General features: G+C 41.4%; 15 protein-coding genes. 14 read left to right on the forward strand and 1 reads right to left on the reverse strand.

Annotated features, from left to right (window positions below):
• Window positions 1–39: 39 nt before the first annotated feature.
• The gene (locus tag N1I87_RS05765; protein ID WP_341100962.1) at window positions 40–1,008 is read right to left on the reverse strand and encodes a DMT family transporter; all 969 of its coding nucleotides are present in this window, start codon (window positions 1,006–1,008) and stop codon (window positions 40–42) included.
• 381 nt (window positions 1,009–1,389) lie between these two features.
• On the opposite strand from N1I87_RS05765, the gene rpsU reads away from it, so the two are divergent.
• The 14 genes from rpsU (at window position 1,390) to recO (ending at window position 12,573) form a co-directional block, all read left to right on the forward strand.
• Window positions 1,390–1,563 (forward strand): 30S ribosomal protein S21, encoded by a 174-nt coding sequence (rpsU, locus tag N1I87_RS05770; protein WP_003355405.1) that lies wholly within the window; start codon window positions 1,390–1,392, stop codon window positions 1,561–1,563.
• 15 nt (window positions 1,564–1,578) lie between these two features.
• On the forward strand, window positions 1,579–2,025 hold the full coding sequence (locus tag N1I87_RS05775) for a GatB/YqeY domain-containing protein (protein WP_003355404.1): 447 nt from the start codon (window positions 1,579–1,581) through the stop codon (window positions 2,023–2,025).
• A 309-nt stretch (window positions 2,026–2,334) separates the two neighbouring features.
• Complete coding sequence (locus N1I87_RS05780) at window positions 2,335–3,012, forward strand: NfeD family protein (RefSeq protein ID WP_341100963.1); 678 nt, start codon at window positions 2,335–2,337, stop codon at window positions 3,010–3,012.
• An 18-nt stretch (window positions 3,013–3,030) separates the two neighbouring features.
• Window positions 3,031–4,029, forward strand: a complete 999-nt coding sequence (gene floA / locus N1I87_RS05785; protein ID WP_341100964.1) for a flotillin-like protein FloA — start codon at window positions 3,031–3,033, stop codon at window positions 4,027–4,029.
• A gap of 20 nt (window positions 4,030–4,049) precedes the next feature.
• A complete protein-coding gene (locus N1I87_RS05790) occupies window positions 4,050–4,403 on the forward strand; it encodes a hypothetical protein (protein WP_341100965.1) in 354 nt (117 codons plus the stop codon).
• Window positions 4,404–4,477: 74 nt separating this feature from the next.
• Window positions 4,478–4,762 carry a sporulation protein YqfC gene (gene yqfC, locus N1I87_RS05795; protein WP_340402387.1) on the forward strand — a complete coding sequence of 95 codons (285 nt, stop codon included), beginning with the start codon at window positions 4,478–4,480 and terminating at the stop codon, window positions 4,760–4,762.
• Between the two features lie 10 nt (window positions 4,763–4,772).
• A complete protein-coding gene (gene yqfD / locus N1I87_RS05800; protein ID WP_341100968.1) occupies window positions 4,773–6,017 on the forward strand; it encodes a sporulation protein YqfD in 1,245 nt (414 codons plus the stop codon).
• Window positions 5,968–6,930 (forward strand): PhoH family protein, encoded by a 963-nt coding sequence (locus tag N1I87_RS05805; RefSeq protein WP_003355397.1) that lies wholly within the window; start codon window positions 5,968–5,970, stop codon window positions 6,928–6,930. The genes yqfD and N1I87_RS05805 overlap by 50 nt, the downstream gene beginning before the upstream one ends.
• 238 nt (window positions 6,931–7,168) lie before the next feature.
• Window positions 7,169–9,295, forward strand: a complete 2,127-nt coding sequence (locus tag N1I87_RS05810) for an HD family phosphohydrolase (RefSeq protein WP_341100970.1) — start codon at window positions 7,169–7,171, stop codon at window positions 9,293–9,295.
• Entirely contained in the window at window positions 9,292–9,762 is a 471-nt protein-coding gene (ybeY, locus tag N1I87_RS05815; RefSeq protein WP_327823975.1) for an rRNA maturation RNase YbeY, read from the forward strand. The genes N1I87_RS05810 and ybeY overlap by 4 nt, the downstream gene beginning before the upstream one ends.
• Window positions 9,740–10,138 (forward strand): diacylglycerol kinase family protein, encoded by a 399-nt coding sequence (locus N1I87_RS05820; RefSeq protein ID WP_341100971.1) that lies wholly within the window; start codon window positions 9,740–9,742, stop codon window positions 10,136–10,138. The genes ybeY and N1I87_RS05820 overlap by 23 nt, the downstream gene beginning before the upstream one ends.
• A 444-nt stretch (window positions 10,139–10,582) precedes the next feature.
• Complete coding sequence (gene era / locus N1I87_RS05825) at window positions 10,583–11,497, forward strand: GTPase Era (protein ID WP_341100972.1); 915 nt, start codon at window positions 10,583–10,585, stop codon at window positions 11,495–11,497.
• Between the two features lie 118 nt (window positions 11,498–11,615).
• On the forward strand, window positions 11,616–11,759 hold the full coding sequence (locus tag N1I87_RS05830; protein WP_003355391.1) for a YqzL family protein: 144 nt from the start codon (window positions 11,616–11,618) through the stop codon (window positions 11,757–11,759).
• Between the two features lie 37 nt (window positions 11,760–11,796).
• Window positions 11,797–12,573 carry a DNA repair protein RecO gene (recO, locus tag N1I87_RS05835; RefSeq protein WP_341096743.1) on the forward strand — a complete coding sequence of 259 codons (777 nt, stop codon included), beginning with the start codon at window positions 11,797–11,799 and terminating at the stop codon, window positions 12,571–12,573.
• Window positions 12,574–12,726: the final 153 nt, after the last annotated feature.

Here is a 12,726-nt window from a genome sequence, read left to right on the forward strand (position 1 = left end):
CTTTTGCTTTTATACAAGTTCCGTCGTATCCTGCCTTTGTTATACATGGATCGTCTCATTGTTCTGTTCTTTTTTGGGACGCGACAAGAAACTGTGCAAAAGCATGCCGATAACGACAAAACTGATTCCCAGCCAAGACAGGGGAGAAGGAAGAGGAGCGGATAATACGATCATTTCACCGATTATGGCGAACAACACTTCCGATGACTGGGTTGCTTCCACAGCGCACAATTTTTGCATGTTTCCTTTTACCATATCAGTAGCCGCAAAAAACATAACGGTTGCGATCACTCCGGAAAATATAGCCACCCAACCAGTTTGAATGATCTGTCCGAGGCTGGGGGGGCCGATCACAGCTGCTCCGTACAACGAAAGGACGATCCAAAAAGGAAGGCTCGCGATCGTTATGCCAAGTACACGTTGATAAGCGTCTAAGCGATGAGAAACGGGCGCCATCATTTTCCGATTGCCGAGCGGATAGGCAAAGGAAGCCATCATAACGGGGAAGATGCACAGCACGGCGTCGGCAGCCGAAATTCGAGCAGCGTGTTCGAATTGTATAAAAGCCACCCCTAACAGAATGAAGCTAGACATGGCCAGACCACGGGTGGGAATGTGTCCTCGCAGCTTGAGGGGGCCTCGTGCGGTTTGGATGGTTTCGTAAAAAAACGGTGCAAGAAGTGAACCCGAAATGATGGTTATTTGCCAAGTAGCGGCAATCAGCCAACCAGGACCATAGGCAGCGGCAAAACACAAAGGCGCATAAAATAGGCCAAAGCCAACCGTACTCCATAACAGCCATTCATAAGGCTTTTTTTTCATTTCTTGCCAAAGAGTTTTAAGACCCTTGCGGAAAGCAACGATCACCATCATGGGAGGAACCATAAAAAAATAGCGCAAAGAAGCGCTCCATATCCAGCTTCCGCCTTCTAAATCCATCATCCGGTTGAATAGGAATGTAAACGCAAAAAAGAAAGCGGCTAAAACCCCTAACAGAATCGGACGCATACCCATCGTCTGCCTTTCGGGAAAGATTGAATATTCTTACAAAATGTTTCGTTTTTATCCGCTGAAAAAACTTATGGTCTAAATTTGATCCATTTTGAACCATTTGGATAAATCCGAACGCAACAAACTACTCGAAAATTATTTTACTCCGTGCAGTTTGTCTATGTAACCAATTTTTTAGAAAAAAGAGATTGGAATCATTCAATATTGTTTCTCCAGAAATGGAATGGTGGCTGTAGAAACATTTTGTCTAAGGCATCCATTTCCTCATGAGGAGAGAATTGTTGACCTAAAGACAAGCATATATTATAATGTCATAGTACATGTTATGGTCATAAACCAATATGTAATCGTACTGTGTTCGGAGGGAGGGGAAGAGAGATGTCAAAAACGATTGTTCGCAAAAATGAATCGCTTGAAGATGCTCTTCGTCGTTTTAAACGTCAAGTATCTAAAACAGGTACTTTACAAGAGTACAGAAAACGCGAATTTTATGAAAAGCCAAGCGTAAGACGCAAGAAAAAGTCTGAAGCGGCCAGAAAACGCAAGTATTAAGAGAGGGTGTAGTCATTGAGTCTTCTCGAACGTTTAAATCACGACATGAAACAAGCGATGAAGAATAGGGAAAAAGAAAAGCTTTCTGTCATTCGCATGCTGAAAGCTGCTCTTCAAAACGAAGCGATCAAGCTTGGAAAAAGTGAGTTGGCAGAAGACGAAGAGTTGACAGTCCTTTCTCGCGAAGTAAAACAACGGAAAGACTCCCTCCAAGAATTTCAGAATGCAGGTCGTGAAGATCTTGTTGAGAAAATTCAAACTGAACTGACTTACGTGAGTGAATATATGCCTAAACCATTAACAGAAGATGAACTTGAGCAAATTGTTACGGAAACAATTGCTGAAGTGAATGCTTCTTCAAAAGCTGATTTGGGAAAAGTAATGAGCGCCATAATGCCAAAAGTAAAGGGGAAGGCAGATGGCTCTCTTGTCAATAAGCTAGTTCAGAAACATTTATCGTAAATAAAAAAGAGAGGCGAAGACGATCGCCTCTCTTTTTTTGTGGGCGAATTTTGAGCGTTTAACCTCCTTTTTCTGATCCATTTTCATATATAAATGAAAAATCATTCGAAACTTTTTTCGGTATTAGGCGTAAATAAGATAACGGGAATGGTGGAGGTGTAAGCGATCGCGAGAATATCATTTTTATTCGTACTTTGTTTACTGTTGCTGCCTGTAGAAGTGTGTGCCAATCAATCGGAATCCACTCTTCAACAAGGGAAATCGTTTACCGGAGAGAAGAGTGTTTTGGTGTTTGAAAAGGAGAAGGGAATGACGAATGAAGTTCATGAAAGCTTTGCAGTGAAGTGGAGCCGTATTCTGACCCATCCAGCCATGGTGACCATTTTGTTGAGCATTGCCAGTTTGGCATTCGTCATGGAACTTTTTACTCCTAGATTTGGAATTGTCGGAATTATAGGTATATTGGCTCTTGCGTTTTTTTTTTTCTGGGCACATATTACTGCTGGTACGGCCGGGTATGAAGCCGTTGCATTCTTTTTAGTGGGTGTTGTTCTTTTAACCGCTGAATTATTTTTACCGGGCGGAATAGCCGGAATATTAGGACTTTCCGCCTTGATCGTAAGCATTTTGACGGTTGGAGATAATCGATTATGGATGGGGATTTCACTGTTGATCGCCATCGGGGTTGCCGTGACGGGGATGATCGTCATGAGAAGGGTGTTTCACCAAAAAATGAAGCTTTTTCAAAGGATGGTCCTGACCGATTCCACAGATTCAGAAAAAGGCTATGTTTCCCATGTGAATCGATATGATTTGATCGGAAAAACAGGTGTTTCGGTTACTCCTCTTCGTCCATCCGGGACTATTCTGATAGATGAGGAACGAATCGATGCGATTACGGAAGGAAATTATATTGCGAAAGATAAAAAAATTCAGGTAGTAAAAGTGGAAGGCGTTCGTATTATTGTAAGAGAAGTAAAACAATAAAAGGCAGGAGGAATAGGAATGGATCCAGGAATGATGTTTGTTCTTATCCTGATTGTGGTTGGACTTATTTTATTAGCCATACTTTTGACCATTGTTCCGGTTATGCTTTGGATTTCGGCATTGGCGGCCGGAGTCAGAGTCAGCATTTTCACATTGATTGGGATGAGGCTAAGAAGGGTGATTCCAAGCCGTGTCATCAATCCGTTAATTAAAGCTTCGAAAGCCGGCTTAAACGTAACAACCAACCAGTTGGAAAGCCATTATTTAGCAGGCGGGAATGTCGATCGTGTCGTCAACGCTTTGATCGCAGCGCATCGGGCGAATATCGAACTTTCCTTCGAACGCGCCGCTGCGATTGATCTTGCCGGCCGTGACGTCTTGCAGGCAGTGCAAATGAGCGTCAATCCAAAAGTCATTGAAACGCCTTTTATTGCTGGTGTAGCGATGAACGGGATAGAAGTCAAAGCGAAAGCTCGAATTACGGTAAGAGCCAATATTGACCGCCTTGTCGGGGGAGCGGGGGAAGAAACGGTTATTGCTCGTGTCGGGGAAGGAATTGTCTCGACGATCGGTTCAGCTGATGACCATAAAAAAATATTAGAAAACCCGGATATGATTTCGCAGACAGTACTTGCGAAGGGGCTTGATTCTGGAACTGCATTTGAAATTCTTTCGATCGATATTGCCGACGTGGATGTTGGAAAAAATATAGGGGCTGAACTGCAAACAGAACAGGCGGAAGCAGATAAACAAATTGCTCAGGCTAAAGCGGAGGAACGCCGCGCCATTGCGGTGGCAACCGAACAAGAAATGAAAGCCAAAGTTCAAGAAATGAGAGCAAAAGTTGTAGAGGCAGAAGCAGAAGTGCCGTTGGCCACTGCAGAGGCTCTTAGAAAAGGAAATATAGGCGTTTTGGATTATTTCAATCTTCGCAATATCGTGGCTGATACAGGGATGAGAGAATCAATCGGCAAACTGACTGGGGATTCAAAAGAGAATGATACACGAAAAGGGTAGAAGATGAGAGGAGAATCGCAATGGAAACCATGGTCGGACTTTTGATTATCATTGTTGGAAGCTATCTATATAACATGTTCATGAGAAAAGCGAAAACTCAGCAAAAACGTTCCATCAATCGCATTAAAAAGGAAAGAACGGCGGAAAAAACGCATCCTTTGTCGGCAAAGGCTACGAAGGAACTTGAACCGAATTTCATTCGACATTCAAAACGAAATGAACGAGAAGATCATCAAGCCCGGGCAGCGTTTGAAATCAAAGAGGCTGCGGAAGAACAGTCTGCCATGACCATTCAAGAAAAGGAATTGGTTAAGGGGATCATTTTAGCTGAAGTTCTTGGTCCTCCAAGAGCGAAAAGGAATTATTTTTCCTAGGCAGGAAAGATCAAAAGAAGTGCTGAAACTTCCTTTTATTTCATACATATGAAATGAGAGGAGGTTCTTTTTTTATGGCAAAAAAGTGGCGGCAGCAAGTAAAAAGCTGGTTTGCTAAAACACTTGACCTACCTGAAGATGTCATGATGGACCTTCCAAGAATTACGATGATCGGACAAATCCATATATACGTGGAAAACCATCGAGGGTTGCTATCTTTTTCTGATAAAGAAGTTAGGCTGTTGCTGAAACAAGGACAGTTATTAATAAAAGGAAGTTCGTTTGTCATTAAAACCATTTTGCCGGAAGAAATTTTGCTGGAAGGTAGAGTAGATCAAGTTTTGTACTTGGAACAGTAGGGGGATAGTGATGAAAAACCAGTGGACGATGTTTTTGAAAGGAAAAGTATTGGTCAAAGCGGAGGGCCAAGGGACGGAACGATTCCTTAATCATTTGATAAGATCCAACCTTTCTGTCTGGAATGCCAAAAAAACCGGGACGAAATCGGTGATATTCTATATTCAATTGGAGGATCTTTCCGAATTTCGTAAAATTGCCCGTCATTTCGAAGGGAAAATCACGTTTCTCGAAGGAAGCGGCGGTCCGTTTATAGGAAAGAAGCTTATGAAAAACAGCGGCTTGTTGGCGGGGGTGCTCTCGTTTCTCATTATATTGGTGGTGCTTTCCAATATGGTATGGGGGATCGAAATAACGGGCGCCAGTCCGGAAATGGAACATGCCATTCGGAAAGAATTAAAAAGCATGGGCATTCAAAAAGGAAAACTGCAATTTTTCATAGATGACGTCGATTCGATTCAACGCCAGTTAACAAGTCGGGTGGAAGGAATTACATGGGTTGGTGTACATTTAAACGGGACAACCTATCATTTTCAAGTAGTCGAAAAAACGGAGCCAAAGGAAAAAAAGACAACAGGACCACAAAATTTAGTAGCGAAAAAGAAAGCTGTCATTGTTAAAATGTTTGTTGAGAAAGGACAGCCTGTAGTGAAGCGAAATCAGTTTGTTCAAAAAGGGCAATTGCTTGTTTCCGGTTGGGTTGGCAACGAAGAACATCTAAAAAGCGTGGCTTCCAAGGGAAAGGTTTGGGGAGAAACGTGGTATAAATCATCCGTTGAACTGCCGCTTGAGACGACGTTTCAAGTTTTTACCGGCAAGGAAAATCGAAGCTATTTTTTGAAAATAGGAAAGTTTTCTTTTCCTGTCTGGGGATGGTGGAAGAAGGAAACATTTAAATTGACGGCCTTGGAAGAAAGCAGCCATCCTATCAAGTTTTTCCGTTTGGAACTTCCAGTTGAATGGGGCCAGTCGATCAAACGTGAATATAAAATCGTGGAAAGCCGATATACGGTGAATCAGGCGGTTCAAGAGGCGAATCAATTGGCAAGAAAGGATTTGAGAAAGCATCTTCAGTCGGATGCACAAATTACGGGCGAAAAAATTTTGCATCGAAGAATAGAGAATGGTAAAGTTAGGATAACAGTATATTTCCAAGTGATTGAAGATATTGCAAAAGGACAACCAATCATTCAAGGAGATAAAGAGAATGACAGAAAAAACCAAAAATCTGGAAATCATCCTGGAAGATCCGAATGAGGCAGTAGCTTTGTTCGGCATCTCAGACAGCAATTTAAAAACGCTGGAAGAAGAATTTCAAGTTTCTCTCATTACAAGAGGTGAAACGATTCTTATTTCAGGGAAAGAACAAGAAGTCGAGATTGTACACAACATTTTAAAACAGCTGTTGAATGTGATGAGGAAAGGGATCCACATCAGCCAAAGAGATGTTGTGTACGCTGTACAAATGGCGAAACAAGGGACAATCGATTACTTCGATGGATTGTATGACAAAGAAATTGCGAAAAATGCGAAAGGAAAATCCATTCGCGTCAAGACGATTGGCCAGCAGCATTATGTTTCAGCCATTCGACAACATGACCTTGTATTTGGGATAGGACCTGCGGGAACGGGGAAAACGTTTTTAGCGGTCGTGATGGCGGTGCATGCACTCAAAAATGGATTCGTAAAACGCATCATTTTAACAAGACCTGCCGTTGAAGCAGGGGAAAGCCTAGGATTCTTGCCCGGGGATTTAAAAGAAAAAGTAGATCCCTATCTGCGGCCTCTCTACGATGCGCTTCATGATGTATTAGGCGTTGAACATACGCAGCGCTTGATTGAGAGAGGAACGATTGAAATTGCTCCGCTTGCCTATATGCGGGGCCGAACATTGGATGATGCTTTTATTATATTGGATGAGGCTCAAAATACCACTCGTGCCCAAATGAAAATGTTTTTGACCCGGCTTGGATTCGGATCGAAAATGGTCATCACTGGCGACAGAACTCAGATAGATCTCCCGAAAGGGGTCCATTCCGGACTTATTAGTGCTGAACATATTTTGCGGGATGTACCGGGGATTGGTTTTATATACTTAGAACAAACGGATGTTGTAAGGCATCCATTAGTTTCTAAAATTATTGAGGCCTATGATCGTTTCGATGAATAAGTCCGGTGGCGACACCCGGGCTTATTCTTTATCCAAGTTCCGTCTGTTAACGTTTCCTTGCTTCAGATGAATGACAGTTTTTTAAAAAATTCATTGATACAAAGCTATCATCGCTTTCATTGTTGGATTCTACTGATATCAGGTGAGTAGTGGATGGACGTGTCGGATATCGCCGTTTAAAGGAGTCATCACACGATGTCCGTAAAAGATCCTGATGCTTGATCGGGGGATATGTACGATGATTGTACAAAAGTGGATAACCCGTATACGCTCTGCTGTCAGCTATTCGATGTTGGCTGCGCTCATGTATACACTCCTCACAATTATTTTGTTTGTCGTCCTTTATATGAATGTAAAACCCGAAACGTATGATGTAGAATTGTTTTCCGTTGCGGATAAAACAATCCGTTCACCGAAAACGATCGTTGATAAAGAAAAAACGGAAGAGGAACGAAAAAAGGCAGCTGAAGAAGTGGAAGATGCCTATGTCTATAATCAAGATACTGCTCTCAATCGGGTTTCTCTCGTGAATTCCATATTTGATTTTATACAAGAAGTGAAAAAAGAAAGTCAAAAGGAAGAACGGGCGCCATTAGCCGAACTGAAAGATAAACTGACGAAAAATGTGACAGAAGATGTGACGAAATCGATTAGCGATGATGTTTTTTTAACGTTGTTGTCCGCCGATCAAGAAGAACTAGAAAAAACACGGAATGCGATTGTGGACAATGTGGAGTTTACGTTGCAGCAGCGGATTCGCAAGGAACATTTGACTGATTTTCAAAACCAAGTCGAACAAGCGATTGAAAAAAATCCATTGGCCCCAGATTTAAAACGGGCTGCGGTTGAAATTGGACGTTATGCCATCGTGCCAACTGAAGAGTATGACAGCCGGTTGACCTCCGAGCGGAAAGAACAGGCCCAAGAAGAAGTGGAACCGGTAAGGATTTTACAAGGACAAGTCATCGTCCAAGAAGGTCACTTAATTGACAGAGACATTTATCGGCAATTAAAACTGCTGGGTCTTATCAATCACCAACGTTCTTATAAACCTGTTTTTGGACTCCTTATTTTTGTTTTGGTTGTCGTTTTTTTGCTCATTTATTCTTTTCATACCGCTTCTTTGCCTTCAGAAAAGAAAAAGAGCTATCTGCTTTTAGTGGGCATGATTTTTACTTTTTCTTTTTTGTTAATGAAAATCATTGCCTGGATTGGAAATAACGACTATGCTCAGTTGAGCTTCCTGTATCCGGGAGCGCTTTCTTCCATGCTCATTACCATTTTAATCAATGAGCGGACAGCAGCAATCGTCGCCATTCTTTTGGCGGCTTGCGGGAGCATTATGTTTCATAATGGAACGAGTGAAACCATTCATGTCGAAATGGCTATTTATCTATTGTTCAGCGGTTTAACGGGAAGTTTGTTTTTATTGAAGCATCGCCGCCGCTTGAATATTTTACAGGCGGGAGTTTATGTGTCCATTGTCAATGTGCTCGTCATCTTATTTTTGAAATTAATCGGCAATGGATCGTATTCTGGAAAGGAATATTTGTTTTTTGCCTTGTTTGCTTTTATATCCGGGATAGCGTCTGCCGTGCTGACGCTAGGCTTATTGCCAATGATTGAAAGTGGATTTGGCGTTTTGTCGACGATGAAGCTGATTGAACTATCGAATCCGAACCATCCTTTATTGAAAAAGATTTTAATGGAAACGCCGGGTACTTACCACCATAGCATCATGGTGGCCAACCTTTCAGAAGCGGCATGTGAAGCGATAGGGGCGAATGGCTTGCTTGCAAGGGTGGGATGTTATTACCATGATATCGGCAAAACAAAAAGACCAAAATTTTTTATTGAAAACCAAATGGATCATGAAAATCCCCATCAACATCTGTCTCCTGAGGTCAGTAAACAAATGATCATCGATCATGTGGTGGACGGAGCGGCTATGCTGCGAAAAGAAAAGCTGCCGAAGGAAATTGTGGATTTTGCTGAGCAGCATCATGGGACCACTTTGGTAAAATATTTTTATTATAAAGCGATTGAAAAAAACCACGAAGTGAATGAAGAAGATTTTCGATATCCGGGTCCTAAGCCGCAGACAAAAGAAATTGCCATCGTCAGCATTGCCGATAGTGTGGAAGCGGCTGTCCGATCGATGAAACAGCCAACTGTTGAACAAATAAAAAGCCTCGTCCATAATATTATTCAAGACCGTTTGCTGGACGGGCAGTTTAGTGAATGTGATATTACTTTAAAAGAACTGGAAATTGTCAAACAAACGATTTGTGATGCATTAAATGGCATTTTTCACTCGCGGATCGAATATCCGGAAATGAAAAAACAGACGGAGGAAGCAACATGAGTTTAATGATTGATTTAGTCGATGAAACGAATGAATTAAAGCAAGAAGATTTGGAATTAGTGGAGCAACTGCTGCAATTTGCGTCTGAAAAAGAAGGGATTCAGGAGGAAAGCGAAGTGTCTGTAACCTTTGTCGATAATCAGCGCATCCAAGAAATTAACAGGGATTATCGCCATAAAGATCAACCGACAGATGTGATTTCCTTTGCTCTTGAAGAGACTGACGAGGAGGAAGTGGAAATCATTGGTGAAGATATGCCTAGAGTTTTAGGGGATATTATCATCTCCGTTCCTAAAGCACGTGAACAGGCTCATGATTATGGCCATTCTTTTCAGCGTGAACTCGGATTTTTAGCGGTGCATGGATTTCTTCATCTTCTCGGATATGACCACATGACAGAGGAAGAAGAAAAAATCATGTTTTCACGGCAAAGGGAAATTTTAAATGAATATGGACTCAAAAGATAAAGATCGGAACGTTTTCAGCGTCCATCGATTAAAACGGTCCTTTTCGTTCGCTTTTGGCGGAATAGGTACGGCATGGAAAGAAGCGAACTTTAAAATTCACGTGATGGCGGCATTCTTAACTACGGCGGCCGGTCTCGCTTTTCAACTCTCAAAATGGGAGTGGGTGATCCTCTTACTTTTATTCGCAGGAATGTTCGCGCTGGAAATGGTGAATACCGCCATAGAAAAAATAGTGGATTTAGCGACACAAGACTACCATCCGCTGGCAAAAGAGGCAAAAGATTTAGCGGCGGGGGCGGTGCTCGTCTACGCTATTTTTGCTGTTGTGATCGGCATGATCATCTTTTTACCGAAATGGTTTCGACTTTTTGTATGAATGGAAGAGTCGCCCTAAAGGCGGCTCTTTTTCAAATCATGCGATTTGTGGGGAGTTCAGAGGAAGCGAAACGGAATTTCCATGAAATACGACGCATTTGGTTGAAAATGATGGATATGGGGGAGAAAACACCAAGTTTTAACTTACCCAATTTGAAATCATGCCATTTGTCGGTTAAAATGAGAGCGTAAGCCAATGAAAAACAGCCTTGTGGAATTAAATGGTTTTTTGAATCAACGAGGCAATAATAACGAATTTTTCTGAAATTTTCACTTCTCTCTCTCCATATGGAGAAAAAATGGTGTAAAATATAGATAGTGATTCAATCCAGTTGGGGATTTGGCTTTTTAAAGCGCTTACAAACGAAAGTCTTTGGTTTCACAAAGGATTTGCTCAAAATCATCATACTAAGAATCTTACAACAGTGGAGGATTTTCGAAAACTATGGCGACAATCAATGCAGATTATAAATCAGGATTTATTTCCATTATTGGTAGACCGAATGTCGGTAAATCAACCTTTCTGAACAGGGTGATCGGTCAAAAAATTGCTATTATGAGCGATAAACCGCAAACAACAAGAAACCGAATTCAGGGAGTTTATACAACGGACGATGCCCAAATGATTTTTATCGACACTCCCGGCATCCATAAGCCAAAGCACAAACTTGGCGACTTTATGGTAAAAACGGCTGTAAACGCCCTTAAGGAAGTAGATTTGATTTTATTTATGGTGAATGTGACGGAAGGGCTCGGCCGGGGAGAACAATATATCATCGAAATGCTAAAAGATATCCAAACACCCGTTTTTTTAGTATTAAATAAAATTGATCAAATACATCCTGATGAGCTTTTTCCTATGATTGAACAGTACAAAGAACTTTATCCTTTCCAGGAAATATTTCCGATTTCCGCGCTTAATGGAAATAATGTTGATCGCTTGCTTTCGGCCATTAAAGAATATTTGCCGGAAGGTCCTCAATATTATCCGGCGGATCAAGTGACTGACCATCCGGAACGTTTTATCGTTTCGGAATTGATCCGGGAAAAAGTTCTGCATTTGACAAGAGAAGAGGTTCCGCATTCGATTGCGGTTCTGATTGACAAAATGGAACGCGAGGAAGAGAAGGATCTTGTGCATATCATGGCCACGATTATCGTAGAACGAGATTCCCAAAAAGGCATTATCATCGGTAAACAAGGGAGAATGCTGAAGGAAGTAGGAAAACGAGCTCGAATAGACATTGAAAATCTTCTCGGTTCCAAAGTCTTTTTAGAATTATGGGTAAAGGTTCAAAAAGATTGGCGTGATAAAATATCTGCTCTACGCGAATATGGTTTTCGAGAAGACGAATATTAAGATCTTGAGTTTTTGACAAGGTACTTGAAAAAATTGCACCTAATAAATCGGGTATAGGCGGGGGAAAATATTATCACAACATTTTTGCTAGTTTCAATCAAAGAAAGGCGGGGTTATGATGTTGGATTTTACCTGGAAGCTGTTTTCGAAAACGGGTAATATTGATACGTATCTCTTGTACAAAGAGTTGGAAAAAGAAAGCCAATCTGCTCGCTTGGAAGAAGAGGAAGAACTAGCAGAAGCCGAATTTCCGTTGTCTTGAAAAGGCCCGTTGGTGCAATGAAAGGATGGCCTTCAACGTGTTTCAAAAGTGTGAAGGAATTGTCATACGATCGACTCCGTATGGCGAATCAAATAAAATCATCACATTGTTTACAAGAGAATTTGGAAAAATGGCTTTAATGGCGAGAGGGGCTAGAAAACCGAATAGCCGCCTCTCCGCCATTACCCAGCTGCTCTTTTGCGGGCAGTTTTTGTTTCAGCAATCAAGAGGATTAGGAACTCTGCAGCAAGGAGAATCTATTCATTCTTTCAAAGAAATAAGGGAAGACTTGTTTAAAACTGCTTATTCTTCGTATTTGGCTGAACTGCTGGATAAAGGAACAGAAGAAAGTAAAGTCAACCCGTATTTGTATGAGCTTTTTTACCAAACATTGGATTACATAGATGAAGGCTATGATGCAGCTATATTGACCAATATTTTTGAAATGAAAATGCTGCAGGTGATCGGCCTTCGTCCGGAGTTGAATCAATGTGTGAACTGCGGCAGCAAAGAAGGGCGTTTTGCCTTCTCGATTAGAGAAAACGGTCTTCTTTGTCATCGCTGTTTTGAATTAGATCCTTATTTGCTTCCAGTTTCTCAAGCCACTGTAAAATTGCTGCGCCTTTTTTATTATATTGATCTTCGGCGTCTTGGAAGTATATCAGTGAAACCTCAAACAAAAAAAGAACTGCGTACTGTCCTTTCCATGTATTATGACGAATATTCGGGTTTGTTTTTGAAATCTCGAAAATTTCTCGAGGAGATCGAAAAAATGCAAAGCATGCTTGGTCCATCTTCGAAAGAAGGAGATTGACAAACGTGGTGGGATCGATTATTTTTGAATATGAGGAATAGCTATTCAATCTGTGGTATTATTAGAGTCCACGGTTAGTTGAAATGTAAATTTCATATTTTGCGAAGAAGGAAAGGAGTACCTGAATACGTTCTATCTCAGCGAATCCGGGAT

The sequence above is a fragment of the Bacillus sp. FSL W8-0102 genome, assembly GCF_038007225.1.
In the GTDB taxonomy this organism is placed as follows: Bacteria; Bacillota; Bacilli; order Bacillales; family DSM-4216; genus Bacillus_O; species Bacillus_O smithii.

What these genes read in the sequence shown, in the direction of transcription:
- N1I87_RS05765 (WP_341100962.1), bottom strand. Translation starts at nt 1,008, where the DNA reads ATGCGTCCGATTCTGTTAGGGGTTTTAGCCGCTTTCTTTTTTGCGTTT.
- rpsU (WP_003355405.1), top strand. Translation starts at nt 1,390, where the DNA reads ATGTCAAAAACGATTGTTCGCAAAAATGAATCGCTTGAAGATGCTCTT.
- N1I87_RS05780 (WP_341100963.1), top strand. Translation starts at nt 2,335, where the DNA reads ATGACGAATGAAGTTCATGAAAGCTTTGCAGTGAAGTGGAGCCGTATT.
- floA (WP_341100964.1), top strand. Translation starts at nt 3,031, where the DNA reads ATGGATCCAGGAATGATGTTTGTTCTTATCCTGATTGTGGTTGGACTT.
- N1I87_RS05790 (WP_341100965.1), top strand. Translation starts at nt 4,050, where the DNA reads ATGGAAACCATGGTCGGACTTTTGATTATCATTGTTGGAAGCTATCTA.
- yqfC (WP_340402387.1), top strand. Translation starts at nt 4,478, where the DNA reads ATGGCAAAAAAGTGGCGGCAGCAAGTAAAAAGCTGGTTTGCTAAAACA.
- yqfD (WP_341100968.1), top strand. Translation starts at nt 4,773, where the DNA reads ATGAAAAACCAGTGGACGATGTTTTTGAAAGGAAAAGTATTGGTCAAA.
- N1I87_RS05805 (WP_003355397.1), top strand. Translation starts at nt 5,968, where the DNA reads ATGACAGAAAAAACCAAAAATCTGGAAATCATCCTGGAAGATCCGAAT.
- N1I87_RS05810 (WP_341100970.1), top strand. Translation starts at nt 7,169, where the DNA reads ATGATTGTACAAAAGTGGATAACCCGTATACGCTCTGCTGTCAGCTAT.
- ybeY (WP_327823975.1), top strand. Translation starts at nt 9,292, where the DNA reads ATGAGTTTAATGATTGATTTAGTCGATGAAACGAATGAATTAAAGCAA.
- N1I87_RS05820 (WP_341100971.1), top strand. Translation starts at nt 9,740, where the DNA reads ATGAATATGGACTCAAAAGATAAAGATCGGAACGTTTTCAGCGTCCAT.
- era (WP_341100972.1), top strand. Translation starts at nt 10,583, where the DNA reads ATGGCGACAATCAATGCAGATTATAAATCAGGATTTATTTCCATTATT.
- N1I87_RS05830 (WP_003355391.1), top strand. Translation starts at nt 11,616, where the DNA reads ATGTTGGATTTTACCTGGAAGCTGTTTTCGAAAACGGGTAATATTGAT.